25 protein-coding genes are annotated in these 26,683 nt (G+C 70.6%); 17 read left to right on the top strand and 8 right to left on the bottom strand.

The genetic code is table 11. The annotated features are described in order from the left end of the window. Positions 1-3: 3 nt before the first annotated feature. Genes asnB through ACGFX9_RS30735 form a run of 16 tightly spaced genes read left to right on the top strand, consistent with a single transcriptional unit; the run spans position 4 to position 20,477 of the window. Positions 4-1,938 carry an asparagine synthase (glutamine-hydrolyzing) gene (gene asnB, locus ACGFX9_RS30810; RefSeq protein ID WP_393479966.1) on the top strand — a complete coding sequence of 645 codons (1,935 nt, stop codon included), beginning with the start codon at positions 4-6 and terminating at the stop codon, positions 1,936-1,938. A 28-nt stretch (positions 1,939-1,966) separates the two neighbouring features. Then, positions 1,967-4,162: a bi-domain-containing oxidoreductase gene (locus ACGFX9_RS30805; protein ID WP_393479960.1), complete on the top strand. Its 2,196-nt coding sequence runs from the start codon at positions 1,967-1,969 to the stop codon at positions 4,160-4,162. Then, positions 4,159-6,111, top strand: a complete 1,953-nt coding sequence (locus ACGFX9_RS30800) for an alginate lyase family protein (protein ID WP_393479955.1) — start codon at positions 4,159-4,161, stop codon at positions 6,109-6,111. The genes ACGFX9_RS30805 and ACGFX9_RS30800 overlap by 4 nt, the downstream gene beginning before the upstream one ends. A gap of 12 nt (positions 6,112-6,123) precedes the next feature. Next, on the top strand, positions 6,124-7,659 hold the full coding sequence (locus ACGFX9_RS30795) for a right-handed parallel beta-helix repeat-containing protein (protein ID WP_393480432.1): 1,536 nt from the start codon (positions 6,124-6,126) through the stop codon (positions 7,657-7,659). A gap of 1 nt (position 7,660) precedes the next feature. Then, positions 7,661-8,881, top strand: a complete 1,221-nt coding sequence (locus tag ACGFX9_RS30790) for an O-antigen ligase domain-containing protein (protein ID WP_393479950.1) — start codon at positions 7,661-7,663, stop codon at positions 8,879-8,881. Between the two features lie 8 nt (positions 8,882-8,889). Then, complete coding sequence (locus ACGFX9_RS30785) at positions 8,890-10,131, top strand: glycosyltransferase (protein ID WP_393479946.1); 1,242 nt, start codon at positions 8,890-8,892, stop codon at positions 10,129-10,131. Further along, positions 10,128-11,381 carry a class I SAM-dependent methyltransferase gene (locus tag ACGFX9_RS30780; protein WP_393479941.1) on the top strand — a complete coding sequence of 418 codons (1,254 nt, stop codon included), beginning with the start codon at positions 10,128-10,130 and terminating at the stop codon, positions 11,379-11,381. The genes ACGFX9_RS30785 and ACGFX9_RS30780 overlap by 4 nt, the downstream gene beginning before the upstream one ends. Then, the gene (locus ACGFX9_RS30775) at positions 11,378-12,172 is read left to right on the top strand and encodes a glucose-1-phosphate cytidylyltransferase (protein WP_393479937.1); all 795 of its coding nucleotides are present in this window, start codon (positions 11,378-11,380) and stop codon (positions 12,170-12,172) included. Before ACGFX9_RS30780 ends, ACGFX9_RS30775 begins: the two co-directional genes overlap by 4 nt. Beyond that, the gene (locus tag ACGFX9_RS30770; protein ID WP_393479930.1) at positions 12,169-12,816 is read left to right on the top strand and encodes a PIG-L deacetylase family protein; all 648 of its coding nucleotides are present in this window, start codon (positions 12,169-12,171) and stop codon (positions 12,814-12,816) included. The genes ACGFX9_RS30775 and ACGFX9_RS30770 overlap by 4 nt, the downstream gene beginning before the upstream one ends. A 3-nt stretch (positions 12,817-12,819) precedes the next feature. Then, a complete protein-coding gene (locus ACGFX9_RS30765) occupies positions 12,820-13,845 on the top strand; it encodes an NAD-dependent epimerase/dehydratase family protein (RefSeq protein ID WP_393479927.1) in 1,026 nt (341 codons plus the stop codon). Next, a complete protein-coding gene (locus ACGFX9_RS30760; protein WP_393479923.1) occupies positions 13,842-15,116 on the top strand; it encodes a DUF4910 domain-containing protein in 1,275 nt (424 codons plus the stop codon). Before ACGFX9_RS30765 ends, ACGFX9_RS30760 begins: the two co-directional genes overlap by 4 nt. Further along, positions 15,113-16,411: a hypothetical protein gene (locus tag ACGFX9_RS30755; protein ID WP_393479919.1), complete on the top strand. Its 1,299-nt coding sequence runs from the start codon at positions 15,113-15,115 to the stop codon at positions 16,409-16,411. The genes ACGFX9_RS30760 and ACGFX9_RS30755 overlap by 4 nt, the downstream gene beginning before the upstream one ends. Next, positions 16,408-17,364 (top strand): glycosyltransferase family 2 protein, encoded by a 957-nt coding sequence (locus ACGFX9_RS30750; RefSeq protein WP_393479915.1) that lies wholly within the window; start codon positions 16,408-16,410, stop codon positions 17,362-17,364. Before ACGFX9_RS30755 ends, ACGFX9_RS30750 begins: the two co-directional genes overlap by 4 nt. Then, positions 17,361-18,593, top strand: a complete 1,233-nt coding sequence (locus tag ACGFX9_RS30745; protein WP_393479910.1) for a polysaccharide pyruvyl transferase family protein — start codon at positions 17,361-17,363, stop codon at positions 18,591-18,593. The genes ACGFX9_RS30750 and ACGFX9_RS30745 overlap by 4 nt, the downstream gene beginning before the upstream one ends. Next, positions 18,590-19,141 carry a dTDP-4-dehydrorhamnose 3,5-epimerase gene (rfbC, locus tag ACGFX9_RS30740; RefSeq protein WP_393479907.1) on the top strand — a complete coding sequence of 184 codons (552 nt, stop codon included), beginning with the start codon at positions 18,590-18,592 and terminating at the stop codon, positions 19,139-19,141. Before ACGFX9_RS30745 ends, rfbC begins: the two co-directional genes overlap by 4 nt. Positions 19,142-19,148: 7 nt before the next feature. Further along, on the top strand, positions 19,149-20,477 hold the full coding sequence (locus ACGFX9_RS30735) for a glutamate-1-semialdehyde 2,1-aminomutase (RefSeq protein WP_393479903.1): 1,329 nt from the start codon (positions 19,149-19,151) through the stop codon (positions 20,475-20,477). 17 nt (positions 20,478-20,494) lie between these two features. Here the strand turns inward: ACGFX9_RS30735 and ACGFX9_RS30730 are convergent, their stop codons facing one another. After that, positions 20,495-21,184, bottom strand: coding sequence for a phosphatase PAP2 family protein (locus ACGFX9_RS30730; protein ID WP_393479898.1), 690 nt, complete (start codon positions 21,182-21,184; stop codon positions 20,495-20,497). Positions 21,185-21,532: 348 nt separating this feature from the next. Continuing rightward, positions 21,533-21,739, bottom strand: coding sequence for a hypothetical protein (locus tag ACGFX9_RS30725; RefSeq protein WP_393479893.1), 207 nt, complete (start codon positions 21,737-21,739; stop codon positions 21,533-21,535). A gap of 452 nt (positions 21,740-22,191) precedes the next feature. On the opposite strand from ACGFX9_RS30725, the gene ACGFX9_RS30720 reads away from it, so the two are divergent. Continuing rightward, positions 22,192-23,025 (top strand): PIG-L family deacetylase, encoded by an 834-nt coding sequence (locus ACGFX9_RS30720; protein WP_393479888.1) that lies wholly within the window; start codon positions 22,192-22,194, stop codon positions 23,023-23,025. Between the two features lie 75 nt (positions 23,026-23,100). Here the strand turns inward: ACGFX9_RS30720 and ACGFX9_RS30715 are convergent, their stop codons facing one another. From ACGFX9_RS30715 to ACGFX9_RS30690, 6 genes are all read right to left on the bottom strand, one after another. Beyond that, a complete protein-coding gene (locus ACGFX9_RS30715; protein WP_393479884.1) occupies positions 23,101-23,268 on the bottom strand; it encodes a hypothetical protein in 168 nt (55 codons plus the stop codon). Positions 23,269-23,830: 562 nt separating this feature from the next. After that, complete coding sequence (locus tag ACGFX9_RS30710; protein ID WP_393479881.1) at positions 23,831-24,772, bottom strand: M48 family metalloprotease; 942 nt, start codon at positions 24,770-24,772, stop codon at positions 23,831-23,833. Further along, positions 24,769-25,140 (bottom strand): BlaI/MecI/CopY family transcriptional regulator, encoded by a 372-nt coding sequence (locus ACGFX9_RS30705; protein WP_393479878.1) that lies wholly within the window; start codon positions 25,138-25,140, stop codon positions 24,769-24,771. Before ACGFX9_RS30705 ends, ACGFX9_RS30710 begins: the two co-directional genes overlap by 4 nt. A gap of 42 nt (positions 25,141-25,182) precedes the next feature. Beyond that, positions 25,183-25,617 carry a DUF4267 domain-containing protein gene (locus ACGFX9_RS30700; protein ID WP_393479875.1) on the bottom strand — a complete coding sequence of 145 codons (435 nt, stop codon included), beginning with the start codon at positions 25,615-25,617 and terminating at the stop codon, positions 25,183-25,185. A gap of 92 nt (positions 25,618-25,709) precedes the next feature. Beyond that, positions 25,710-26,060 carry an antibiotic biosynthesis monooxygenase family protein gene (locus ACGFX9_RS30695; protein WP_393479872.1) on the bottom strand — a complete coding sequence of 117 codons (351 nt, stop codon included), beginning with the start codon at positions 26,058-26,060 and terminating at the stop codon, positions 25,710-25,712. 126 nt (positions 26,061-26,186) lie between these two features. Next, positions 26,187-26,633: an anthrone oxygenase family protein gene (locus ACGFX9_RS30690; RefSeq protein WP_393479869.1), complete on the bottom strand. Its 447-nt coding sequence runs from the start codon at positions 26,631-26,633 to the stop codon at positions 26,187-26,189. Positions 26,634-26,683 lie beyond the last annotated feature (50 nt).

Below are 26,683 nucleotides of genomic sequence, written 5' to 3'. Positions count from 1 at the left end.
GACATGTGTGGCATCGCAGGCACCTACCGGTGGCCGGAGGGGAAGGTCGTGACCGACCGGCTCACCGACATCCTCGCCCACCGCGGCCCCGACGGGGCGGGCCGGTACAGCCATCCCGTCGGTGACGGCGAAGTGCACCTCGGGCACCGCCGGTTGTCCATCATCGACCTGTCCGAGACCGGCGCCCAGCCGATGGTCTCGGACGGCCTCTCCCTCACGTACAACGGCGAGCTGTACAACGCCCCGCAGCTGCGCGGCGAGCTGACGGCCGCCGGGGTGCGCTTTCGCGGTACCTCCGACACCGAGGTTCTCCTGGAGGCCTGGCGGCGCTGGGGCACGGACTGCTTGCCCCGGCTGCGCGGCATGTTCGCGTTCGGGATCTTCGACGAGCGCACCGGTGAACTGGTGATCGCCCGCGACCAGTTGGGCATCAAGCCGCTGTTCGTGCTCCGGCGCGGCGGGGGTCTGGTGTTCGCCTCCGAGCTCAAGGCGCTCGCCGCCGTGACCGGCGGGTCGCTAGAGGTGGACCATGCGGCGCTTGTGGCCTCGCTCCTTTACTACTGGGTGCCGGACTCGCGCTGCGCGTACCGCGAGGCGGAGAAGCTGCCGCCGGGGAGCTGGCTGCGGTGCCGGCCCGATGGCCGGGTGGAGCGCGGGCAGTACTGGAACCTGAAGGACGTCGCCTCCGAGGGCCAGGAGCGGGCCAGGAGCGGAGAGTTGCCGGATCTGGCCGCCATCGTCGAGGAGTCGACCCGGCAGCACATGCTCTCCGACGTACCCGTGGCGACCTTCCTCTCCGGAGGCCTTGACTCCAGCTATCTGACCGCCCTCGCGGCTCGTCACCAGCCAGGGATCTCCGCGTACACGATCGCCTTCCGCCCCGAGGACGCCAAGTTCGAGGCGATGCCGGACGACCTGCGCTATGCCCGGCAGGTGGCCGAGCGGTTCGGCGTCGACCTGCACGAGATCGAGATCGCCCCGAACGTGCTCGACCTGCTGCCTCAGATGACGTACCACCTGGACGAGCCGATCGGTGACCCCGCCGCGATCAACACCTTCCTGATCTGTTCGGCCGCCCAGGAGGCCGGGGTCAAGGTGATGCTCTCGGGGATGGGCGCCGACGAACTGTTCGCCGGGTACCGCAAGCACCTGGCCAACACGCTCGCGCTGCGCTACCAGCGCGTTCCGCGGCCCCTGCGGCGTGGCCTGTCCAGGGTGGTGGACCGGCTGCCGGTCGCCACGGCCCGCCGGGGCTACCGGTCGGTGCGCTTCGCGAAGCGGTTCCTCTCCTTCGCCGATCTGCCGGAGGAGACCGCGTTCCGGCGCAGCTACACCATGTACGACCAGGACGAGCTGCTCGGCTTGATCAATCCGGACCTGGCCGGGACGGTCGACGACGTACTGACCGAGCACGCGGACATCTACGAGGACAACGACCTCGACGATTTCGTCAACCGCATGTGCCTTGGCGACTCCCGGATGTTCCTGCCGGGCCTGAACCTCGCGTACACGGACCGCTCCAGCATGGCCGCGTCGACCGAGGTGCGGGTGCCGTACGTGGACGTCGAGGTGGTCAAGGCAGCGTTCGCCGTGCCCGGTGATCGCAAGATCGTCGGGCGGCAGGGCAAGGCCGCCCTCAAGGAGGCGGCCACGTCGGTCCTGCCCCGGGAGATCGTGTACCGGCCCAAGGGCCTGTTCAGCGCCCCGCTGCGCGCCTGGATGAGCCGGGATCTGGCACCGCTGGTGCGCGAGGTGGTGAACGACGGCGTGCTCGTCAGTTCCGGGTTCCTGAACCGCGACGCGCTTGCACGGATGGTCGCCGAGGACGCCGCCGGGCACCGGGACTACTCCAAGCATCTGTGGCATGTGCTGACCCTTGAGTACTGGTATCGCGGCGCGACCTCCGGGACCGGCCAGAACTCATCCCTGACGGCGTAGAGAGCAAGTAGAGAGCAAGAGGATTTCGGTGAAACAGGTTGTGCAGAACTACAAGAGTGGCGAGCTCGCGCTGCTCGACGTGCCGGTGCCGGGATGCAAGCCGGGCGGTGTCCTTGTCCGCAGCGCCTACTCGCTGATATCCACAGGCACCGAGCTCATGAAGGTGTCGGAGGCCGGCCTGTCGATGGTGGGCAAGGCCCGCTCCCGGCCGGACCAGGTGGCCAAGGTGGTACAGAGCGTCGCCACCAACGGGGTGCCCGCCACCTACCGCAAGGTGATGGGCAAGCTGGACTCCTACACGCCGCTCGGCTACTCGCTGAGCGGGGTGGTCGAGCAGGTCGGCGCCGGGATCGACGACGTGAAGGTCGGCGACCTCGTGGCCTGCGCCGGCAACGAGCACGCGCTGCACGCCGAGTTGAACTGGGTGCCGAAGAACCTCTACGCCCCGGTGCCCGACGGCCTCGCGGCGCGGCACGCGGCCTTCGGCACCGTTGGGTCGATCGCGATGCAGGGCGTCCGCCAGGGCGAATCACGGCTCGGTGAGGTGGCGCTTGTCATCGGCCTCGGCCTTATCGGGCAGTTGGTGGCGCAGCTCCTCACCGCTTCGGGCGTCCGCGTCGTGGGGGTCGACCCCGACCCGGCGCGCTGCGAGCTCGCCGAGCGCCTGGGCGCCGCGGCCTGCGGCGACCCCTCCTCCGCGGCCGTGGAGACTGTTGTCGCCGAGCTCACCGGCGGTCACGGCGTGGACCAGGTGTATCTGGCCGCGGGCGGCGACAGCAACCAGCCCGTCGAGCTGGCAGCCCGGCTCTGCCGGGACCGGGGCCGGGTCGTCGACATCGGCAAGTGCCGCCTGGACCTGCCGTGGAACGCGTACTACGAGAAGGAGCTCGACGTCCGGTTCTCCCGTTCGTACGGTCCTGGGCGCTACGACCCGGCGTACGAGCTGGAGGGGCGCGACTACCCGATCGGCTACGTGCGCTGGACCGAGCGCCGCAACCTGGCGTGCTTCCTCGATCTCCTCGCCCGTGGCCGCGTCGACGTGGAGCCCCTGGTCTCCCACGTCGCCGACTTCGATGAAGCCGTCGAGACGTACCGGAGCCTGAAGGACGGCGACTTGAAGGCCGTGGCTGTCCTGTTCCGGTACCCCGGCCCCGCTGAGGACAGAGCGGAAATGGAAGCGCCGTCGGTGGCCGTGCCCGCGGTGAAGCGGCCCAGCGGCGCGAGGTCCACCCCGGCCCGGGCCGCCAAGGCGCCGGTGCGCCTGGCGTTCGTCGGCGCGGGAAACTACGCGACGTCGATGCTGCTGCCGCATCTGGCTCAGCGCGAGGGCGTCGAGTTGTCGACCGTCGTCACCACGACGGCGCTGTCCGCGGCCAACGCGAAGCGGAAGTTCGGCTTCGCCGAGGCGACCACCGATCTCGACTCCGTGCTCGGCGACAAGTCCATCGACGCGGTGTTCGTGGTCACCCGGCACAGTTCGCACGCCGAACTGACGCGGAAGGCACTGCTCGCCGGCAAGTCGGTGTTCGTGGAGAAGCCGCTGGCTCTCGACGAGGACGAGCTGGCCGGCGTCCTTGCGACGGTGGAGGAGTCCGGCAACGACCGGCTCCAGGTGGGCTTCAACCGGCGGTTCGCGCCGCTGCTGCAGGAGGCCAGGAAGCGGTTCGGCGCCCGGACCGGCCCGGCGAACGTCCGCTACCTCGTCAACGCGGGCCGCCTCGAGCACGGCAGCTGGTACCTCCAACAAGGCACCCAGGGCTCGCGGTTCGCGGGCGAGGGCGGGCACTTCATCGACACGGTGAGCTGGCTGCTCGGGGCCGACCCGGTGTCGGTGTACGCGGTCGCCGCGTCCGGCAACGAGGACCTTCAGGTCATGCTGCGCTACCCGGACGGGTCCACCGCCACCATCAGCTACGTCACTTCCGGCCCGGCCGGTTTCCCCAAGGAGACGCTGGACCTGGTCGCGGACGGCCGTGCGCTGCGGCTCGACGACTTCGTCCGTGCCTCTGTCTACGACGGCCGCAAGCGGTGGGTCAGTTCGCGGCTGCCCAAGGCCCGGGACAAGGGTCAGGCCGCCGAGCTGGCCGCGTTCGTCAGGGCCGTGCGGACCGGCGGGCCGATGCCGGTGCCGCTGGAGTCCCTCGTCGCCACCACGGCGGCCACCCTCGCCGTGCAGGCCGGCCTGGTCGGCGGCGCCCCCGTGACATTGGCGGGCGCTCGATGACCATGAGCGCCGTCTGGTACCTGCGGCGGCTTTCCCGGATGGGGCCGCGGGAGGTCGGCGGCCGGGCGGGCGACGCGGTGCGCAGGCGCCGGTGGCGTTCGGCGCGGCCGGGCTGCCCGAGCGTGACCGGCGCCCGGTTCACCGCGGTACTGCCCGCCGGGACGATCGCCGCGGTGCCTTCGGACGCGGCGAAACGTCTCGTCGCCGACGCGGATCGGCTGATGGAGGGGCACGCCGAGTACTTCGGGGTGTCCCGCGACGACCTGGCCGACCCGGACTGGTGGTACGACCCGAAGACCGGGCGCCGGGCTCCCTTCGGGTACGCCTTCGACGTGCCGTACCGCGACGAGGACGCGGTCGGGGACATCAAGCAGATCTGGGAGCTGTCCCGGCATCAGTACCTCACCGTGCTCGCCGGCGCCTACGCGATCACCGGGGACGAGCGGTACGCCGAGCGCGTGGCCGAGCACCTGCGGTCGTGGTGGGCGGCCAACCCGCCGCTGCGCGGCGTGCACTGGATCAGCGGCATCGAGCTGGGCATCCGGCTGCTTTCCTGGGTGTGGGTCCGCAGGCTGCTCGACGGCTGGCCGGGCGTGACCGAGCTGTTCGAGGACAACCCGGTGGCGCTGAACCAGATCTGGCACCACCAGCGCTGGCTTGCCGCCTTCCCCAGCCGGGGGTCTTCGGCGAACAACCACGTCATCGCCGAGGCCGCCGGGCAGTTGGCCGGGGCGTGCGCCTTCGGGTGGTTCCCGTCGTCGGCGCGCTGGCGGGCCGACGCGCTGCGGTCCCTTGAGCGGCATCTGCGCGGCAACACGTTCGCCTCCGGCCTCAACCGGGAGTTGGCAAGCGAGTACCACGGACTCGTCCTTGAGCTCGGCCTGGCGGCGGTGGCCGAGGCGGACGCCGCCGACGTGCCGGTCCCCCCGTCGATCCGCCTTGTGCTGCTGCGGATGACCGATGCGCTCGCGGCCATCGTGGACAGCCGGCTTCGGCCGCCGCGCCAGGGGGACGCGGACGACGGGCACGGTCTGATCGTGGACGGCGCGGGCACCGACCGATGGGCCTCCCTGCTCGCCACCGGGGACGCCGTGTTCGGCCGGCGCGACTGGTGGCCGGACGTGACCGGAACCGATGTGCGCACCCCGCTGCTTGCCGCGCTCGTCAAGCCCACGGAACTGTCCGTGACCCGCCCGGCGAGCCGACCGGCCCACTTCCCCGACGCGGGGCTCACCATCCTGCGCGGCCCGGAAGGGATCTGGTGCCGCTGCGACGGTGGTCCGCACGGCTTCCTGTCCATCGCCGCGCACGCCCACGCGGACGCGCTGTCCGTGGAGGTCCGGCACGACGGGGTCGACGTGCTCGCCGACCCGGGGACGTTCTGCTACCACGGGCAGCCCGAGTGGCGGCAGTACTTCCGGTCGACGCTCGGCCACAACACGCTGCAAGTGGACGGCGCTGACCAGTCCGTCTCCGGCGGCCCGTTCCTCTGGACCCGGCATGCCCGCAGCCGGGTACTGGTCGCGGACACAGCCGACACCTCCGACGGGGGGACGGCCCGCTGGTGTGCCGAGCACGACGGCTACCAGCGCACCGTGCACCGCCGCCGGGTGGAACTGACGGCCGCGACCCAGGAGTTGAAGGTGATCGACGAGGTGCGCGGACCGCGCCGGGCCGTGCGCCTGGCGTTCCACCTCGGCCCGGCGATCGTCGCGGACCTGGTGGGGAACTGGGCGGTGCTCACCTGGACCCGCGAGGGCGAGGACCGCTTCGCGGTGCTCGACCTGCCCGGGCAGCTGCGCTGGCAGGCACACCGCGGTGAGAGCGACCCGCCGCTGGGCTGGTACTCCGCAGGCTTCGGGCGCAAGGAACCCGCCACCACGCTGATCGGCACAGGATTCGCCGACGGCACGGAGGGGTTCACCACCGTGCTCAGGTTCCGCGGCTAGGGAGAACACGTGATGATCAAGTGGCGGCACTGGGCGTTGCCGGCGGCACCGCTGGCGCTGGCCCTGCTGGCGGTGACCGGCTGTGACAGCACGCCGGACGCCCCAGCGGCGGAACCGAAGGCCCAGCCATCCACGTCCGGGGCCGTCCAGGCCGTGGCCCGGGTGTGCGCCAAGCCCGCGGCCGGTCCTGCGAAGGCACCGGCGGGCGCGGTGACGGTCGACCCCGGCAAGGTCGGTGACCTGGCCGCGAAGACCAAGAGCAGCCCCCCGAAGACGACGTTCTGGCTACGGCCGGGCAAGCACAGGCTCGATCCGGACCGCTACTCCCAGGTCATCCCCAAGAAGGGGAACCGCTACCTCGGCGCGCCCGGCGCGGTGCTCGACGGACGGAAGACCAATCAGTACGCGTTCGGCGGCAGTGCCCGCGACGTCACCATCCGCTACCTCACCGTGCAACGTTTCGTGGCGCCGCACGACGAGGGCGTGGTCAACCATGACTCGGCCGACAGGTGGGTGATCGAGCACTCGACGATCCAGAACAACTCCGCCGCCGGACTGATGGCCGGTTCCCAGCAGAAGGTCCGCGCCAACTGCCTGCGCGAGAACGGGCAGTACGGTATGAACGCGTACAAGTCCGGCGACTCCATCAAGGGCCTGGTGGTCGAGGGCAACGAGATCGTGGGCAACAACACCGGCAACTGGGAGCGGCGGCGGAAGGGCTGCGGCTGCACCGGAGGCATCAAGTTCTGGGCCGTCAACGGCGCCGACATCAGCGGCAACTGGGTACACGACAACCGCGGAACCGGGTTGTGGGCGGACACCAACAACAACGACTTCCGCATCGAGAACAACGTCCTTGAGACCAACGACGGTGCCGCGCTGATCTACGAGACCAGCTACAACGCGGTCATCCGGAAGAACACGATCCGGCGGAACAACTGGGTCGAGGGCCGCAGATACGCCGAGCGCGGCGACAACTTCCCGTTCGCGACCATCTACCTGTCCGAGTCCGGCGGCGAACCACGGGTCAAAGCCCGTACGGACAAGATCGAGTTCTACGGAAACGTGCTGGAGAACAACTGGTCCGGAATCACCCTGTGGGAGAACGCCGACCGGTTCTGCAACAGCCCGGCCAACACCTCGTCCGGCGACTGCACGCTGCTGGTGAAGAACACCGACCGCTGCGCGAAGCCGGCGATCGCCAAGGCCCCGCTCTACGCCGACTGCCGGTGGAAGACCCAGCGGGTGGACATCCATGACAACCGCTTCGTCCTCGACAAGTCCGTCGTCAAGTGCACGGTGAAGTGCGACCGGATGGCCGTGCTCGCCAACTACGGCACCTATCCGGACTGGTCGCCGTACCAGGGCGAGCGGGTGGCTGAGGCGATCACCCGCAAGCAGCACAACCGCTGGCGCGACAACGTCTACCTCGGACCATGGAAGTTCGTCGCCCACGACCCGAGCCGGGTACTCGACGTGAGGCAGTGGCAGTCCAGCCCGTACCAGCAGGACACGGGCAGCACCTTCCGCATACGGGACGGTGATTGAGGTGGGCGCGGACCACACGCCGAAGCTCGTCGGGACGGCCTGGGGCCTGCTGATCCTCAACACGCTCGGCTCCGCCGGGGCGAAGACCATCATCCCGCTGCCCCGCTCCCTCATCCAGATGGTCACCATGGCCGCGCTGGTCGCCGCGTTCGCGCTGGCGCTCGCGGTCAATCTCCAACTGCGCATCCGGGCGGGCGCCTTCTTGTTCCTGCTCACCCTGCTGCTCGTACCGAGCGTGCTCTCCAGCGTGCATCTGGAGTCCGGGTTCGGCGCGCTGTTCCGCTGCGCACGGCTTGCTCTCTTCGTCGGCACGCTGTGGCTGCTCAGCCGCTGGTGGAACGGCGATCTGACGTTCGTCCGGCACCACATCCGGGTGTACTTCGCGGTGCTCGGCTCCGTGGCCGCCGGCCTGGTCATCTCACCGGGCGCGGCCCTGCCCGAGATCTACGGCGGGCGGCTCGTCGGCGCGTTGTGGCCGCTCACCCCACCGCAGATCGGCCAGTACGCCGCGGTGATCATCGGGCTCACCGTGCTGCTCGTACTGGGCCGCAGGACCGACAGGACCAGCGCGACGGTGGTCATCGTGCCGTCACTCGTCCTGCTGGCGCTGACCCATACCCGCACGGCCACGCTCGGCCTGATCGTCGGGCTCACGCTGGCAATCGGCTCGCTCCTTTTGACCAGTGCCGCCGCCCGCCGCTTCTTCACCTGGGCGGTGGTGATCGCCGCGGTCGCCGCGGTGGGGTTCGCCTCCGCACTGCAGACGTGGTTCCTGCGCGGACAGAGCGAGGAGAACCTGTCCAGCCTCACCGGCCGGGCCAAGGTCTGGGACGCCCTCCTTGCCGCGCCCCGGACGGCCTCGGAGCAGGTGTTCGGCGTGGGCCTCGGCGACAAGTCGTTCGGCGGGCTGCCGATCGACAACAGCTGGCTGGCCGTCTACAACGAGCAGGGTCTGGTCGGTGTCGCACTGGTGGCGACGCTCATCGCCGTGCTCGGCGGCGTCGCGCTGCTGCGGCCCCCGTCGCTGGAGAGGGCCTGTGCGATCTTCCTGATCAGCTACTGCGCGATCGCGTCGTACACCGAGGCCGGTCTTGGCGACGCCTCGCCGTATCTGCTGCATCTGGCGCTTGCCGCCTCACTGCTCGCGGTACCCGTCGCGGCAACTCCCCTGCCGATGGCCGAAGTTTCTCGACGACGTGTCCCGCGATGGGCCAGGAGGTGACTCTGAGCATGCGTGTCCTCGTAGTACACAACCGCTACTCCTCGGCGCAGCCGAGCGGGGAGAACAAGGTCGTCGACCAGGAGGTGGAGCTGCTGCGCGCGGCCGGCCACCGGGTCGAGGTGTTCGAGCGGCGCAGCGACGACATCGCCGCCCTGTCCCTCCTCGCCAAGGCCGCGGTGCCGCTCCTCGTGCCGTGGAACCCGGCGGTCCGCACGGAACTCGCCGCCCGGCTCCGCGCCGAGCGGCCGGACGTGGTCCATGTACACAACGTCTTCCCGCTCCTGTCGCCCGCGGTGCTCGCCGCCTGTGCCGACGCGGGCGTGCCCGCCGTGGCCACGCTGCACAACTACACCCAGGTCTGCCCGCCCGGCACGCTCCAGCGGGACGGCCGGCCGTGCACCGAGTGCGTCGGCTCCGCACCCCTGCCCGCTGTCCGGCACGGCTGCTACCGGAACTCCCGGCTCGCGACAGTGCCGCTCGCGGTCAGCCTGTCGGTCAACCGGCGGCGGTGGTGGTCCGGCGTGGAGCGGTTCCTCTGCATCTCCGCGGCCCAGCGCGACGTCCTGGTCAAGGCCGGCATGCCGGCCGAACGCCTCGCGGTGAAGCACAACTTCGTGCCCGATCCGGGCGCAGTCCGAGTGGGCGACGGCGAGCACCTGCTCTATCTCGGCCGGCTCGCGGAGGTCAAGGGCGTGCGGCTGCTCATGGCCGCGTGGGACGAGATCGGTGCGGACGGCGGTGTGGGCGTGCCGCTCGTGATCGCCGGCACGGGGCCGCTGGAACAAGAGGTGACCGCCTGGGCGGCCGGCCGGGACGACGTGCGATACGTCGGCCTGTACGACCCGGACCAGTGCCGGCAGGCCATCGCCCGGTCGGTCGCCGTGGTGGCCCCCTCGACGTGGCTCGAGGCGTTCGGCCTGGTGGTCGTGGAGGCGATGGCGGCGGGGGTCCCGGCCGTCGCCGCCGGTCACGGCGCCTTCGTCGAACTCGTCGAGGACGGCGTGACCGGGCTCCTTCACAAGCCGGGCGAGGCCGCCTCGCTCGCGTCCCGCATACGCCGGATCGCGGCCGATCCTGCCCGCAACAAGGAGATGGGTGAGGCCGCCCGGCGCCGTTACGAACAGGGTTTCAGCCCGACTGTCGGGCTTGAGCGCCTGCTGGAGGAGTACCGAGCCGCGATCGCGGGTCGGTCAGCACTGCCTCGCGGCGGAAACACCCGCGCGAGCAGGGGGGATGGGAAAAGCACATGACACGATGCCGACTCTGCGGCTCAGAAGCTATGGCGAGCGTCGTCGACCTTGGGGCGACGCCACCATGTGAGAGCTTTCTCGCCGCGGACCAACTGGACAAGGCGGAGCCGGCGTACCCGCTGCACCTGCAGGTCTGCACCGACTGCTGGCTGGCGCAGATCCCGCCGCTGATCACGCCGGAGGAGACGTTCAGCGAGTACGCGTACTTCTCCTCCTTCTCGACCTCCTGGGTGGAGCACGCGCGCACGTTCGTCGCCGACGCCGTCCAGCGGCTCGGTCTTGGCCCCGACGCGTTCGCGGTCGAGGTCGCGAGCAACGACGGGTACCTGCTGAGGCACATGGTGGACCGGGGGATCCGCTGCCTGGGCATCGAACCGTCGGTGAACGTCGGCGCGGTGGCGCGGGAGGCGGGTGTTCCCACGGTCACGGAGTTCCTGAGCCCGGACACCGGCTCGGCCGTCCGTAAGGAGCACGGCCCGGCGGACCTGGTCGTGGCCAACAACGTGTACGCGCACATCCCCGACGTGGTCGGGTTCACCCAGGGGCTTCGCGCCCTGGTCGCCGACGACGGCTGGGTCTCCATCGAGGTGCAGCACCTGCTGACCCTGATCGAGGAGAACCAGTACGACACGATCTACCACGAGCACTTCCAGTACTACACCGTCGCGTCCGCGATCAGGGCGCTCGCGAGCGGCGGACTCGCCCTCGTGGACGTCGAGTTGCTGTCCACGCACGGCGGCTCCATCCGGCTGTGGGCCCGCCCTGCCGAGGTGGCCGGTGAGCCGAGTCAGCGGGTGGCCGACGTGCTTGCCCGGGAGAAGGCCGCCGGGCTCCAGGAGCTGTCGGGGTACGCCGAGTTCTCCGCCCGGGTGGCCAAGGTGCGCCGGGACCTCCTCAAGTTCCTCATCACAGCGGCCGAGCGCGGCGAGACGGTCGTCGGCTACGGCGCTCCGGGCAAGGGCAACACCCTGCTCAACCACTGCGGCATCCGGCCCGACCTGCTCGCGTACACGGTCGACCGCAACCCCTACAAGCACGGCAGGTTCACGCCTGGCACGCGCATCCCGATCCTGCCGCCCGAGCGGATAGCCGCCGACAAACCGGACTATGTCCTCGTCCTTCCGTGGAACCTGCGGGCCGAGCTGGTCGAGCAGTTGTCGTTCGTGCACGAGTGGGGCGGCCGGCTCGTCTTTCCCATCCCGGAACTGAGCATCGTCGAGGCCGCGTCCTTGAAAGAGGTGACAGCATGAAGGTCGTACTGTTCTGCGGCGGTTACGGGATGCGGATGCGCAGCGGCGCGGCGGACGACGTGCCCAAGCCGATGGCGATGGTCGGTCCGCGCCCGCTGATCTGGCATGTCATGCGCTACTACGCGCACTTCGGCCACACGGAGTTCATCCTGTGTCTCGGGTACGGGGCGCACCACATCAAGAACTTCTTCCTCAATTACGAGGAGACGGCGTCCAACGACTTCGTGCTGCGGGGCGGGCGGACCGAGCTGCTGTCCACCGACATCTCGGACTGGACGATCACGTTCGCGCAGACCGGCATCGAGTCACCGATCGGGGAACGCCTTCGCCGGGTGCGGCACCACCTGGACGGCGACGAGATGTTCCTCGCCAACTACGCCGACGTACTCACCGACGCCCCGCTGCCGGAGATGATCGACCGGTTCGCCCGGAGCGACGCCGGTGCCTCGATGATGGTGGTGCCGCCGCAGTCCTCGTTCCACGTCGTGGACCTGGGCGATGACAACCTGGTGGGGGGCATCACCGCGGTGAGCGAACTGCCGCTGTGGGAGAACGGCGGCTACTTCGTGCTCCGCCAGGAGGTCTTCGACCACATCCCGGAGAACGGGGACCTGGTCGCTGACGGATGCGCCCAACTGGCCAAGCGCGGCCGGGCGGTTGCGTACCAGCACCGCGGCTTCTGGAAGCCGACCGACACCGTGAAGGAACGGGCCGCGCTCGACGCCGGCTACGCCCGGGGCGATCGCCCGTGGGCCGTGTGGGAGCGGGACGGCGCGGGGGCGCGGGCGTGATACGGCTCGGGGCCGGGCCCCTGAACAGGATCGTCGCGGTGGGCGCGCACTGCGATGACGTCGCCATCGGCGCCGGCGGCACGCTGCTCACGCTGTGCCTGGCGCGGCCGGGTATCCGCGTCGACGTAATGGTGCTCTCCGGGGGTGGCAGCGAGCGGGAGCAGGAGGAGCAGGCCGCGCTCGCCGCCTTCTGCCCGGGCGCCGATCTGCGCCTCACCGTGCTCAAGCTGGCGGACGGCCGGATGCCCGCGCAGTGGGAAGAGGCCAAGGCCGCGGTCGAGGAGCTGCGGGCGCGGACCGAGCCGGATCTCGTGCTCGCCCCGCGTACCGATGACGCGCACCAGGACCACCGCGGCCTGGCGAAGCTGATGACCACCGCGTTCCGCGACCACCTCGTACTCGGCTACGAGATCGTCAAGTGGGACGGCGATCTCGGCCGCCCGGCGGCGTATCAGCCGCTGTCGATGGAGGTCGCCGAACGGAAGGTGCGGCTGCTGCAGGAGCACTATGCCTCGCAGCGGCACCGGCCCTGGTACGACCGGGAGGCATTCCTCGGTCTCGCCCGCATCCGCGGCATCGAATGCCACGAGCGATACGCCGAGGCGTTCGCCGTCACCAAACTCACGCTCAACCTGGGGGAATGAACCTTGCGCGTACTACTGACCGGACATCAGGGCTACTTGGGCACCGTGATGGCCCCGGTCCTCACGGCGGCCGGGCATGAGGTCGTCGGCCTTGACGCCGGCCTGTTCGCCGACTGTGTCCTCGGCCCGCCGCCCGCGGACCCGCCGGGGCACCGGGTGGACCTGCGTGACGTCACGGCCGAACATGTGGCCGGGGTGGACGCCGTGATCCACCTGGCCGCGCTCTCCAACGACCCGCTGGGTGCGCTTGCGCCGGACCTCACCTACGACATCAACCACCACGCGTCCGTGCACCTCGCCCGGCTGGCCCGCGAGGCCGGGGTGAAACGCTTCCTGTACGCGTCGACGTGCTCGGTCTACGGCGCCTCCGGCGGCAGCGGCCTGGTGGCCGAGGACGCCCCGCTGCGCCCGGTGACGCCGTACGCGGAGTCCAAGGTGCGGGTGGAGGACGACCTGCACGCCCTGGCCGACGGCGACTTCAGTCCGGTGTTCATGCGCAACGCCACCGCCTTCGGCTACTCCCCCAGGCTGCGCGCCGACATCGTGCTCAACAACCTGGTGGGCCACGCGCTCCTGTCCGGCGAGGTGCTCGTGCTCTCCGACGGCACCCCCTGGCGCCCGCTCGTGCACGCCGCCGACATCGCACGGGCCTTCACGGCCGCGCTGACCGCGCCGCGGGAAGCGGTGCACGACCAGGCGTTCAACATCGGCAGCGAGGTCAACAACGTCACGGTCGCCGAGATCGCCGAGCAGGTCGCCGAGGCGGTGTCCGGCGCCAAGGTGGTGATCACCGGGGAGAACGGAGCCGATCCGCGGTCCTACCGGGTGGACTTCTCCCGGTTCCGCGCCGCGATTCCCGGCTTCGACTGCGAGTGGACGGTCAAGCAGGGCGCACTCGAACTCGCCGACGCCTACCGGAAGTTCGGTCTTACCCGGGAGGACTTCGAGCGGCGCTTCACCCGCCTCGCCGTGCTGCGCGCGGCCACCGAAGCCGGCGCCGTCGACGACACCCTGCGGTGGCGCGCATGACGGATCCTGGCGAACAGATGCACGCCCTGGTGGAGCGGTTGTACCCGCTGTGCCGGAGCATCACCGGGGACGGTGTGCGCGCCACCCTGGACATCGTCGGCGAGTACATCCCGCTGACGGTGCACGAGGTGCCGACCGGGACTCAGGTGCTCGACTGGACGGTGCCGCAGGAGTGGAACATCCGGGACGCGTACGTCGCGGACAGCGCCGGAAACCGCGTCGTCGACTTCACCGCGTCCAGCCTGCACGTGCTCGGCTACAGCGTGCCGGTGGCGCGGACCATGCCGCTTTCCGAGCTGCGCGAACACCTCCACACGCTGCCGGACCACCCGTCCTGGGTGCCGTACCGCACCAGCTACTACAAGCCGGAGTGGGGGTTCTGCCTCGCCCAGGAGACCCTGGACGCGCTGCCGGACGGCGACTACGAGGTCCGCGTCGACTCCACCCTCGCCGACGGCCACCTCACTTACGCCGAACACGTGGTCCCCGGGCAGGTCGCCGACGAGGTGATCGTCTCCTGCCACGTCTGCCATCCGTCGCTTGCCAACGACAACCTGGCGGGCATCGCGGTGGCGACGTTCCTGGCCCGGACGCTTGCGGAGCAGACGCCGTACTACACCTACCGGTTCATCTTCGCGCCCGGCACCGTCGGGGCGATCACCTGGCTGGCGCGCAACGCGGAGCGGATCGACCAGGTCAAGCACGGGCTTGTGCTGGCCTGCGCCGGCGACCGGGGCGACCTGACGTACAAGCAGAGCAGGCGCGGCGACGCGGAGATCGACCGGGTGATGCGGCACGTCCTCACCGCCTCCGAACGCCCGCACCGCGTCACGGAGTTCACGCCGTACGGCTATGACGAGCGGCAGTACTGCTCCCCCGGGTTCGATCTCGGTGTGGGCTCGCTCAGCCGGACCCCGTACTCCGGGTACCCCGAGTACCACACCTCGGCGGACAACCCGGACTTCGTCTCCCCGCAGGCGATGGCGGACACGCTCGCCGTCTGCGGCGAGGCGTTCGCCGTCCTCGACCGCAACCGGCGCTACGTCAACCTCAGCCCGTACGGCGAACCACAGCTCGGCCGACGCGGGTTGTACGACGCTCTCGGCGGACGCAGCGACACCAAGCAGGCCCAGATGGCCATGCTCTGGATGCTCAGCATCTCCGACGGCGAGCACAGTCTGCTGGACGTCGCCGAGCGGTCCGGACTGCCGTTCAGTACCGTGGCCGCCGCGGCCGACGCCCTGCACGGCGCCGGGCTGCTCAAGGAATGACGGCGATGCCCACCGAAAAGGAGGAGACGACGGCACCGGCCGGATCCGCCAAGCGGGCCCTTGTCGGCCGGCTGTCCTGGGGCCTCGCCGACCAAGCCGCCTCCAGCATCAGCAACTTCGTGGTGGGCATCTACGTGGCCCGCTCGCTCGGGCTGACCGCTTTCGGCGTGTTCAGCCTCGCCTGGGTGACGTACGGCGTGGTGCTCAACGTCTCCCGCGGCCTTGCCACCGACCCGCTCGTGGTGCGCTTCAGTGCCGTTTCGGAAGCGTCCTGGCGCGGGGCGGTGGCCCGGTCGACGGGTACCGCGCTCTGTATCGGTTCCGCCATCGGCGCGGCGTGTCTGGTGGCCGGGCTTGCTCTCGGCGGACGGCTTGGGCCCGCGTTCGCCTGCCTCGGCGTCGTGCTGCCGGGGCTGCTCCTTCAGGACGCCTGGCGGTTCTCGTTCTTCGCCGCCGGCACCGGGCGGAAGGCGTTCGTCAACGACGTCGTGTGGGGCGTCGCGCTCGTCCCTGCCATGGTCGTGGCGGCCCGCGTGGGCAGCGTGGCCGCTTTCGTGCTCGCCTGGGGCGCGTCCGCCACGGTGGCCGCCGCGTACGGCTGCCTGCAGTCCGGCATCCGGCCGCGGCTGGCCCAAGTGCGCGGGTGGCTGCGCGAGCAGCGCGATCTCGGCACCCGGTACCTCATCGAGAACGTCAGCCTCAGCGGCGCGAGCCAGCTGCGGGCGTACGGGCTCGGGGCGATCGTCGGCGTCGGCGCGGTCGGTGCGGTGCGGGGCGCCGAGCTGCTGCTCGGCCCGTTCCTCGCCGTGCTGATGGGTCTTTCGCTGGTCACCGTCCCGGAGGCCGCACGGGTGCTACGACACGCCCCGCATCGCCTCGGCAGGTTCTGCCTCCTCCTCGGCGGTGGACAGGCTGCCGCCGCGCTGCTCTGGGGCATGGCACTGCTGCTGGTGACGGACTCGCTCGGCGAGCTGGTGCTGGGCAGCGTCTGGAGCTCCGCATCGGAGCTCATCGTGCCGGTCACCTTCAGCGTCGCCGGCGCGGGCCTCGGCACCGGCGCGGCGGCCGGTCTTCGCGCGCTCGGCGCGGCCCGGCGCAGCCTGCGCTGCCAGCTGTTCGCCTCCGCCTGTTACGTCGGCGGCGGGCTCGGCGGTGCGGCTCTCGCCGGGACGGTCGGCTCCGCTTGGGGCGTCGCCGCCGCGACCGTCAGCGGCTCGGCCGTGTGGTGGCTGCAACTGCGGTCCGCCTTGCGCGAGCGCCATCACAACCCCATCCCCGAAGTGAGGACGCCATGACCGCCCAACCCAGGCTGAGCATCGGCCTGCCCGTGTACAACGGCGAGGAGTACCTCGCCGAGTCGCTCGACGCCCTGCTCGGCCAGACCTACGAGGACTTCGAGCTGGTCGTCTCCGACAACGCCTCGACCGACGGGACCGAGGACATCTGCCGCAAGTACGCCGCGCAGGACACGCGCATCCGGTACATCAGACTGCCCCGGAACCTCGGCGCCACGCCGAACCACAACTACGTGTTCGACGAGTGCCGTGGCGAGCTGTTCAAGTGGGCATCGCACGACGACCTTTACGCCCGCGACCTGCTGCGTCGCTGTGTGCAGGCGCTGGACGAGCGGCCGGAGATGATCCTCGCGCACAGCGGACAGGCGGTCATCGACGGCGACGGCCAGGTGAAGGTTCCCTACGAGTACGGGCTCGCCACCGACTCCCCGCATGCGCCGGAGCGCTTCCGCAGTCTGCTGTTCGAGCCCGGTGGCGACGACTTCTACGGGGTGATGCGGGCCGACGTGCTGCGCCGGGTGAAGCGGATGGACAGCTACCACCACGCGGATCGCACGTTCGTCGCCGAGATCGCCCTGCACGGGCCCTTCCACCAGGTGCCGGAGCTGCTGTACTTCCGCCGCGACCACCCCAACCGCGCCGAGCGGGCGAACCCCTCCAAGCGCTCCCGGTGCGTCAACCTTGACCCACGCCGGGCAGGCCCGCTGCACCCGACGCCCCGGCTGCTCGCCGAGTACGTCCTGGGGTTCGTCGCGGCGATCCGGCGGGCGCCGCTGTCCGCCGCCGACCGGCGCGCGTGCTACGGCCACCTGGCCGCGTGGATGACCAGCCGCGCCCGGCCGGGCGCGGGCGAGCGGGTCGAGGACAGGATCCCGGCCGACATGGACCAACTCACTGTCTCCGTCGACGCCCTTGTCGCCGGTCGTGAGAGTCGCGAAGGGCGGCAGGCGTGACCGCCGCCCGCGTAGGGGTGTTCGGCCTGCTCGGCTCCGGCAACCTCGGCAACGACGGATCACTGGAGGCCGTGCTCGGGTACCTCCGCGCCGAGCACCCGGAGGCGGTCGTGGACGCGCTGTGCGGCGGACCCGAGGTCGTCACGGCCCGGTACCGGATCCCCGCGACGCGGCTGCACTGGTACCGCGGCGAGTACCGGACCGCGTCACGTGCGGGCGCGGTCGCGGGCAAGGGTCTTGGCAAACTCGTCGACGTCGTCCGCACCGCCGCCTGGGTGCGCCGGCACGACGTGGTGATCGTGCCGGGCATGGGCGTCCTTGAGGCCACGCTGCCGCTGCGGCCGTGGGGGTTCCCGTACTCGCTGTTCCTGCTCTGCGCGAGTGGCCGGCTGCTGCGCACCCGGGTCGCGTTGGTCGGCGTGGGCGCCGGGCCGATCGGCAACCGGGCGACCCGGGCCCTGGTGCGCTGGTCGGCGCGGCTCGCCACCTACCGGTCGTACCGGGACGAGCTGTCCCGCGACGCGATGCGGGCGATGGGCGTGGACACCGCACGCGACGAGGTCCACCCGGACCTCGCCTTCGCCCTGCCGACGTCGCCGACGCTGCGGGCCGGCGAGCCATCGGGTCCGCCGGGCACGGTCTGCGTCGGGGTCATGGCCTTCCACGGCGGCGACGACGACCGTGCCCGGGCCGAGGAGATCCACCGGCGCTACCTCGACGGGACGACCCGCTTCGTCCGGACGCTGGTCGAGGACGGCAGACCTGTCCGGTTGCTCATCGGCGACGAGGTCGACCGGACGGTGGTCGACGCGATCCTCGACGCGGTGGACTCACCGCTGGTCACCGCCGCCGATGCGGCCTCGCTCGCCGAACTGATGAAGGAGATGGCGGCCGCCGACTCCGTGGTGGCGGCCCGGTACCACAACCTGGTGTGCGCGCTGAAGGTCGGCACGCCGACGCTCGCACTCAGCTATGCGGCGAAGAGCGACGCGCTCATGGCTGAGATGGGCCTTGCCGCTTACTGCCACCCGGCCCGCGAGGTCGACGCCGACCGGCTGCTCGAGCAGTTCCGGGCGCTGGAGCAGCGGTCGGTCGAGCTGCGGCGGACTCTCGTCGAGCGGAACCTGGCCGCCACCCGGCGCCTTGAGCACCAGTTCACCGCCTTGACCGCGGCCGCTTTCCCGGCGACTGACCACACCCACGCACACGCCACGCAGGAGACTCCATGAAAGCGACCGAAGTCCCGGCGATCGACGGCGCGTACCTGTTCGAACCGACGCCGTACGCCGACGAGCGCGGCTTCTTCTGCCGCACGTTCGACGCCGACGTGGTCCGCTCGGTGGGCCTCGACCCGAACGTCTTCGTCCAGGACAGCGTGTCCCGCTCGGTCCAGGGCGTGCTGCGCGGCCTGCACCTGCGCTCCGGCGCAGGCGAGGCCAAGCTGGTGCGGTGCTCGTACGGGAAGATCTTCGACGTCGTCGTCGACCTGCGGACGGACTCGCCGACGCACCGCAACCGGGCCTTCTTCGAGCTGTCCGGCCAGACGCAGGTGACCCTGTACATCCCGGCGGGGTGCGCGCACGGCTTCCAGGCGCTGACCGAGACCGCTGACATCTCGTACCGGATCGACCGCCCGCACGATCCGGCCGAGGACACGACGATCGCCTTCGACGACCCGGAGCTCGCCATTCCCTGGCCGCTGCCGGTCACATTGATGTCCAAAGCGGACCGGGCGGCGCCGAGCCTCGCCGAGGTCCTGAAGCACAAGGAAGGGTGAAGTACGCGTGGACACCGAAGAGTTCGGCCTCCCCCGGTCGCGGGCGGCGAACGAGAGGCTGCACGCCATGATCCCCGGGGGCGCGCACACCTACGCCAAGGGCGACGACCAGTACCCCGAGGACCTGGCCCCGGTCATCAGCCACGGCCGCGGCGCCCACGTGTGGGACATCGACGGCAACCGCTACATCGAGTACGGCTCCGGCCTGCGGTCGGTCAGCCTCGGCCACGCCCACCCACGCGTGACCGAGGCGGTGCGGCGGGAACTCGACCGCGGCAGCAACTTCGTCCGGCCCTCCATCGTGGAGGTCGAGGCCGCGGAACGCTTCCTGGCCACCGTACCGACCGCCGAGATGGTGAAGTTCGCGAAGAACGGCTCCGACGCCACCACCGCCGCGGTGCGCCTCGCCCGCGCCGCCACCGGGCGCCCGCGGGTGGCCATCTGCGGCGACCATCCGTTCTTCTCCGTCGACGACTGGTTCATCGGCACCACGCCGATGTCCGCCGGTATTCCGGCGACGACCACCGAACTGACCGTGGCGTTCCCGTACGGGGACCTGGCCGCCACGGAGGAGCTGCTCACTCGCCATCAGGGCGAGATCGCCTGCCTGATCCTCGAACCAGCCGCCGGCCACACCGAGCCTCCGCCGGGCTACCTCGCGGGCCTGCGCGAGCTGGCCGACCGGCACGGCTGCGTACTGATCTTCGATGAGATGATCACCGGCTTCCGCTGGTCCGAGGCGGGCGCGCAGGGTCTGTACGGCGTCGTCCCCGACCTCTCCACGTTCGGCAAGGCCCTGGGCAACGGATTCGCGGTCTCCGCGCTTGCCGGGCGCCGCGAGCTGATGGAGCTGGGCGGGCTGCGCCACTCCCGCGAGCGGGTGTTCCTGCTGTCCACGACGCACGGTGCGGAAACGCACTCGCTTGCCGCCGCGATGGCCGTGCAGGCGACCTACGTCGAGGACGGCGTCACCGCGCGGCTGCACGCTCTCGGCGAGCGGTTGGCCGCCGGTGTCCGCGAGGCCACGGCCGACACGGGCGTCGACGACCACATCGTCGTCCGGGGCCGGGCCAGCAACCTGGTCTACGCCACCCTCGACGAGAACCGGCAGCCGTCGCAGGAGTACCGCACCCTGTTCCTGCGCCGGCTCCTGGCGGGCGGGGTGCTCGCACCGTCGTTCGTGGTGAGCAGCGCGCTCAGCGAGGCCGACATCGACCGCACGGTGGACGTGGTGGCCCAGGCATGTGCGGTGTACCGGAAGGCACTTGACGCCGCGGACCCGACGCCTTGGGTGGGCGGGCGGCCGGTGAAGCCGGTATTCCGCCGCACGGCGTGACGTGCCGTGACGTGACGTCAGCGGCCTTCCTGCTGCCGACCGGCGTCGGCCATCCGATCGCCCCGCTGGTCGGCCGTCCGGTCGACCAGCCACGCGGTCGCGGGTACCACCGCGAGCGCGGTGCACCAGCCGCCGAGGACGTCGGTCGGGTAGTGCGCGCCCAGGGCGACCTGCGCCCAGCCCATGGCGGCGCCGGCGACCAGCGCCGCGGCGAGCACGAGTGACGTACCGGCCGTCCTGCCGAGGCCGAGCCGGCCGGTCGCGAGCAGCGCGACCATGAGGGCGAGCGCGGTGAGGAAAGCGGCGTGCCCGCTCGGATAGGACAGGTTGTCGTCACCGTGGATGGTGCGTCCCACCAGGAACTTGAGCAGCGTGGTCGTCCCCACGGTCACGCCGACGCCGACAACGATGAGCACCGCCGCCCGAGGACGCCGAAGCAGCAGGCAGCCCATCACGGCGGCCACGACGAGCATCGCCGCTCCGGCGGGCTCTCCCCAGAAGTCCGTGACCAGAGCGACGTTCCGCCACGGCGGCCGCACACTGTCCGCGGTCGGCTGGATGATCCACCGGTCCACCCTGCCTGGCTCGCTGTGACCGGCGTACAGGACTCCGAGCACGACGACCACCAAGGCGGCAAGGGCGGCGATCGGCCCGAGCCACGCGCGCAGCGAGGGGGGCAGCACCGCGGGCGACGACCGGCGGGTCACAGGCCCACCGCGCGCGGTCCGAGACGGAGAAAGGCCCGCACACCGCCGCACTCGCACTCCATCCGGCAGATGCGATGCACCTTCCCCTCCCCTCAGGGTCGTTGACGCCATGTCACCCGCCGCTACCGCGATACCGCGTCCCGGGAACTCCCCACCAACGGCGCCCCGTCGTACCTGACTTGGCCCGCAAGGGCCGTCCCCATCGGGCCAAGGCCACCCTAACCAACAATCCGGATGTTTGGTTCTGGATCGCTTGCCCGGGGAAACCGGTGAGGGCCACGCACGGCGAAACCCCGGCGAGCATCTCCCCGCCGGGGTTTCGTCGTGTATGCGAGGGCTCAGGCGTCGTTACGAGCCGTCGCCGAAGTTGCCGTCGTGGCCGATCCAGTCGCTGAAGGAAGCGAATCCTGCGGTGTCGGTGATCCCGGCGGGGCCACCCAGATTGTGGGTCGCGTAGCCCATGTGGCCCGAGGGGCCGTCATTGGCGGCTGCGGGGACGGTCGACAGGAACCCGGCAGCTGTGATGCCGACGAGAACGATCGCAATGCGACGCATGAATGTCTCCTAGAGATGGGAGGGGTACCCGGGACCCATCGAGCCGACGGCGGTACGGCGCCGGACGAGCCGTACGCCCAGCCGCGGGAACGAGTCCCAGTGCACCGGTACGTGTCGATGCTCTTGATGCATCAACCGCTCCGGCGTCGGCGACACGGCCTCACCCCAGATGTCACCCACATGAGCCGCGGTGGGACGCCCACCCGGCCGGTGCGAGTCATCCCGGGCGGACGGCTCGGCTCCGGGCCGTGCCTGGCAAGCCGGCCGGCCGCGGTGGGAACATCCGGTCCGGTCGGCGCGGTTGCATCGACCGAGGGGCCGGCGCCGCACGGCGGGGAACACGGAGACCACCGGGTCGTCCGCCCCGCCGGGATCCGGGCCCCAGGACCGCGGTACGCCCGCCGCGCACTTGGATCAAGACGTATTTCTACTTTCTACCGGAGGACTGTTTCATGACTGACCGGCCCCTGACGCTCATGGCAGTGCACGCCCACCCCGACGACGAGGCCACCGGAACCGGAGGAGTCCTCGCGCGGTACGCGGCGGAGGGCATCCGGACGGTTCTCGTGACGTGTACCGACGGCGGCTGCGGTGACGGACCGGGGGGTGTCAAACCGGGCGATCCCGGGCACGATCCGGCGGCCGTCGCCTTGATGCGCCGTCGAGAACTCGAGGCGAGCTGTGACGTCCTGAAGATCAGCGATCTGGAGACGCTGGACTACGCCGACTCCGGGATGGTGGGCTGGCCGAGCAACGACGCCCCCGGCTCCTTCTGGCGGACCCCCGTGGAGGAAGGCGCCGCCCGACTCGCCGAGCTCATGCGGCACTACCGCCCCGATGTGGTCGTCACCTACGACGAGAACGGCTTCTACGGCCACCCCGACCACATCCAGGCCCACCGCATCACGATGGCAGCGCTGGAGATGACCACGCTGACACCGAAGGTGTACTGGACCACGATGCCCCGCTCGGCGATGCAGCGGTTCGGTGAGATCATGCGCGAGTTCCATCCGGACATGCCGGAGCCGGATCCTGCCGAGGCCGCCGCGATGGCCGAGATCGGCCTCCCCGACGACGAGATCACCACATGGGTGGACACCACCGCGTTCAGCGGTCAGAAGTTCGATGCGCTGGCCGCGCACGCCAGTCAGGGCGAGAACATCTTCTTCCTCAAGATGGGCAAGGAGAGGTTCGGCGAGTTGATGGGCATGGAGACCTACGTACGGGTCAAGGACGCCACCAGCGCCGCGGTACCCGAGAACGATCTCTTCGCCGGACTGCGCTGATCCGCCAGGCCGACCTGGGCCCGGTCGACCTGGGCCCGGTCGGCTTGGGCTCCGTCCGCCCGGGCTCGGGAAAGCTCACCGGCCGCACGGCGCTCGGCGCTGAATTGGGGGGGTGAAGTAGCCGGTGAAGGTGTCGCAGCCGCCGTTGGTGGTGTCGACCTTGTAGGAAACGAGGGAGAACGTTCCCGCCTCGGTGACCACCTTCGCCGGGTCGTCCCAGCTCATGACGGTCTCGCGGCGCACGATGGTACGGGCGACTTCCTCGCTGCCCGCTTCGGCGCGTACGACTGCCTTCCCGCAAGGTGATCCGGCCCCGCGTCCTGACCACGTCCCCGACGAGTCGCACCTTCGACTTCTCGAATCGGCCTGATGCGGATTGATCAACGCGATCGCCTTGCCGGGCCGCTCCCCGCGCAGCACCCCAGGATCCAGACTGGAGGCCACAAGAAAGTCCCGGGTCCGTGTGAGGGCGTGTGCGACCTGCGCCCGGCTCATCCAGCCCGTCGCCCGTGCGACGGCTCGTCCAGCGTGGGCCGTTGGGCCGCGGCCTCCGTCGCCGGAGGCTGCCCCGGACGACCCGACTCTGCCGCGCGGTGCGCCCCCGACGCCCCCGAACCACGCCGTCACGCTCTCCGGGGCCACCGCCACCGTCAGGGCAAGGCCGACCGCGACCAGGCCGACCACATACCAGCCCTTGCCCCGTCGCCGCCGGGCCGGTTGATACGTCCGCCACCCCTCCGGCCGACCGGGCTCCTCCCGCAGCCGCCGCGCCACCATGCGGGAAGCGCGCCCACTCCGCCAGTGTTCAGCCGGACGGCTGCTCGCCCTGGGCGACCTCGACGCCACGGTGCAGGAGATCGGCCCCTGCCAGAGAGGAGGTGCCGGCTGCCGCGCACAGCAGGACCATGGCCAGCAGCGCGGGAACGACGCGCCGGGCCGGTGCCTGAGCGAGGAGGGCCTTGACCCGGGCGGGGACAGGCCCCGTAGCGGCACCGGCCGCGAGAAGGGGCCGCCCGGTCTGCTCGCGGCTCCGGGTGGTGGCCATGGCCGCCCTCCCCACGGCCCGCGCGGTGACCCTCCGGTCGCCGGCGACCCGAGCTGCGGCCTCGTCCGCGGCTCGCTCCGCGGCGAAGGACACCTGCGGGAAGACCGTTGCCAGCGCCGGATGGCACCAGCCCGCGAGCTTGGCGGTGGCGAGGAACAGGTGGTGACGATCAGCGAGATGGGCACGTTCGTGGGCGAGAAGGGCGTGGCGTTCGTACCGGTCCAGAACGCGCAGCATGCCGGTGGTCACCACGATCCGTCCCGGGCCGCGGAGGCTGCCGGGGAGGGCGTAGGCGTCGGGGCGGGGGTCGTCCAGGACACACAGGCCTCCCGCGTGCGGGAGGCCTGCAACAACGCCATGGACAGCACGCAGGCGCCGCGCCTCGGATGCCGTGCGCCGGACAACGGTGCCGCAGGTGACCGCGAGGAGACCGGCGGCCAGCGTGGAAACGCCCAGGACCAACAGCTGCGGACCGGCCCGGAGCGGCTGGACCACTTCGGTGATGGGAGCCAGCTGAGGGACTGCAAGGGCGAGGGGCAGCAGCAACGCACCCAGGCAGGCCACCACCCCGACGGCCAGCGTGGCAGCGGCGACGGTGATGGCCCAGAGGGCGATCCGGGGCCGCACACGATCGGCTGTCCGTCGAGCGAGCGGTGGAAGGATCCACGGCAAGGCGAGGGGGATCAGCAGCAGGGCGATCATTGGCCGTCTCCCTCCAGGAGGCGCTTGAGCTCCGCCTCGTCGGTCGAGCTGAGCCCTTCCACGAACCGGGCCAATACCGTACTGCGGTCGCCGTCCTGGTCGAGCTCACGGTGCATCCGGCGGGCCGTAAGGCCGTGCGAGTCCTCCACCGGGAAATAGACGAAGCCGCGCCCGCCCGGCCGGCGGTCGACCACCCCCTTCTCGTGCAGCCGGGCCAGGAGGGTCGCCACCGTGGTGCGGGCCAGCGACTGCGGTATCGACGTCCTTATCTGGGCCGCCGATTGCGGTTTCCCCGCTGCCCACAGTGCGGCCAGAACGCTGGCCTCGAGCTCCCCCGCAGGCCGACGCTCACCGGCGCTGTCCGTCATCGCACTCTCCTCCCACCGATCGTCCACGGCGAAGCAGACCGACTACTTCACTGTAGACACAGAATAGGCGGGCATCGCCGGAGCGGCCGCGACCTTGCGGGTCTCGCGCATGATCAGCAGGCCGTTGACCACCATCAGTGTCGCGGTCAGGCCGTGGACGCCGAACGCGGTGGCAGCGGAGCCGTGGTGGGCCAGGACGGTGGTCATGTCGCCGTACGCGGCGAGGGCCTCCACCAGCAGCGCCAAGCCCAGCGCCCGGCGGTGGCCCGTCACCAGCAGGATGCCCAGGACCAGGGCCAAGACGACGTCGCGGATTCCCTTGACGATCAGGAAACCGTCGCCGTCGCCGGACGGCCAGCTCGACAGGCCGAAGTTCGGCGCCGTCATCTCCGGGCTCAGTATGAACTCCGTCCCGAACCAGAGGATGAAGAGGATGAAGGCGGATGCCAGGACCGTGTTGATGTTCTTCAGCGACATTGTTCTCTCCTTGCGAGTCGGGCGCCCCGCGGAAGGTGCGCCACCGGCGGATCGGCTTCTCCGGCTGTCCTCCTGCGACTACAACTGCCGTGTCATACGTCGATCTGCTCGAAGATGTGCGGGTACGACACGACGTCGTCGGGGAACTCGGCCGCCAAGCGCTGGAACTCCGGGTTGCCGAATGCCGTGGCGAGCGCCTCGGTCGACTCCCAGACCGCGACGTTCATCAGAAGCTGACTGTCCGCCGTTCCCTTGTGCATCCGCAGGGAGACGAACCCCGGCTGCGCCTTCATGAACTCGGCCTGTTCCCGGAAGAGGGCCAGGAACGATTCAGTCCTCTCCTTCGGGACGAAGAAGGTGTTGGCCAGGACGATGGGCCCGGTCCGCTCCTTGAACTGCGCGAACATCGGCGTGTGCGGGTCGAGACTCTGCAGCTTGGCCATTCTCGGCACTTCCTCTCGCTATGGATCAGTGGGTGTGGTCGGCGCCCGCTTGGAGGTTGGGGTGCCGCACTTCAAGCGCACGGCCGAGCGGTCGCGGCTGACGACCGGGCGGGTGAGCCCGCGGTCTCAGGTGAGGGCGGCGACCAGCAGGGCGAAGGCGGCGATGATGACGGCGACGCGGACGTAGTGGAAGCGGTCCCAGCGGTTCATCTGCTCCTTCCAGTCGGCGGGCCGGTTCTCAGGGGTCCAGGTCTTGCCCTGGTTGTTGATCGGGACGAGGAGCAGGATCGACATGATCACGCTGAGCATCAGCAGCGCGCCGGCGGTGATGACGAGGCCGGTGCCGTGGTGGTGCCATCCGGCGATGGCCCAGACCGCGACGAGAACGAGCGAGGTGATGTACCAGACCGGCATCACGGCGCCGAGCATCCGGCCCCCGTGGGCGCGGCCGAGTTGGCCGCTGTCCTCCGGGAGTGCGTTGAGGATCGGGTTGATGACGAAGGCGACGGAGAACTCCACCCCCACCATCACGCCGACGACCACGGTGGTGACGACCTCAAGTGCGTTGAGCATGATGACCCTCTTGAAATCTAGTGTTGCTAGCAGATGAGGCAACGCTAGTA

The sequence above is a fragment of the Streptomyces sp. NPDC048436 genome (assembly GCF_043200355.1).
Taxonomy (GTDB): domain Bacteria; phylum Actinomycetota; class Actinomycetes; order Streptomycetales; family Streptomycetaceae; genus Streptomyces.
This window is presented reverse-complemented; position numbering and strand designations above follow the sequence as displayed.

Excerpts from the sequence above, each read along its gene's own strand:
- asnB (WP_393479966.1), top strand. The coding sequence starts at position 4 with ATGTGTGGCATCGCAGGCACCTACCGGTGGCCGGAGGGGAAGGTCGTG.
- ACGFX9_RS30800 (WP_393479955.1), top strand. The coding sequence starts at position 4,159 with ATGACCATGAGCGCCGTCTGGTACCTGCGGCGGCTTTCCCGGATGGGG.
- ACGFX9_RS30795 (WP_393480432.1), top strand. The coding sequence starts at position 6,124 with ATGATCAAGTGGCGGCACTGGGCGTTGCCGGCGGCACCGCTGGCGCTG.
- ACGFX9_RS30785 (WP_393479946.1), top strand. The coding sequence starts at position 8,890 with ATGCGTGTCCTCGTAGTACACAACCGCTACTCCTCGGCGCAGCCGAGC.
- ACGFX9_RS30780 (WP_393479941.1), top strand. The coding sequence starts at position 10,128 with ATGACACGATGCCGACTCTGCGGCTCAGAAGCTATGGCGAGCGTCGTC.
- ACGFX9_RS30775 (WP_393479937.1), top strand. The coding sequence starts at position 11,378 with ATGAAGGTCGTACTGTTCTGCGGCGGTTACGGGATGCGGATGCGCAGC.
- ACGFX9_RS30760 (WP_393479923.1), top strand. The coding sequence starts at position 13,842 with ATGACGGATCCTGGCGAACAGATGCACGCCCTGGTGGAGCGGTTGTAC.
- ACGFX9_RS30755 (WP_393479919.1), top strand. The coding sequence starts at position 15,113 with ATGACGGCGATGCCCACCGAAAAGGAGGAGACGACGGCACCGGCCGGA.
- ACGFX9_RS30750 (WP_393479915.1), top strand. The coding sequence starts at position 16,408 with ATGACCGCCCAACCCAGGCTGAGCATCGGCCTGCCCGTGTACAACGGC.
- rfbC (WP_393479907.1), top strand. The coding sequence starts at position 18,590 with ATGAAAGCGACCGAAGTCCCGGCGATCGACGGCGCGTACCTGTTCGAA.
- ACGFX9_RS30725 (WP_393479893.1), bottom strand. The coding sequence starts at position 21,739 with ATGCGTCGCATTGCGATCGTTCTCGTCGGCATCACAGCTGCCGGGTTC.
- ACGFX9_RS30720 (WP_393479888.1), top strand. The coding sequence starts at position 22,192 with ATGACTGACCGGCCCCTGACGCTCATGGCAGTGCACGCCCACCCCGAC.
- ACGFX9_RS30710 (WP_393479881.1), bottom strand. The coding sequence starts at position 24,772 with ATGATCGCCCTGCTGCTGATCCCCCTCGCCTTGCCGTGGATCCTTCCA.
- ACGFX9_RS30705 (WP_393479878.1), bottom strand. The coding sequence starts at position 25,140 with ATGACGGACAGCGCCGGTGAGCGTCGGCCTGCGGGGGAGCTCGAGGCC.
- ACGFX9_RS30700 (WP_393479875.1), bottom strand. The coding sequence starts at position 25,617 with ATGTCGCTGAAGAACATCAACACGGTCCTGGCATCCGCCTTCATCCTC.
- ACGFX9_RS30695 (WP_393479872.1), bottom strand. The coding sequence starts at position 26,060 with ATGGCCAAGCTGCAGAGTCTCGACCCGCACACGCCGATGTTCGCGCAG.
- ACGFX9_RS30690 (WP_393479869.1), bottom strand. The coding sequence starts at position 26,633 with ATGCTCAACGCACTTGAGGTCGTCACCACCGTGGTCGTCGGCGTGATG.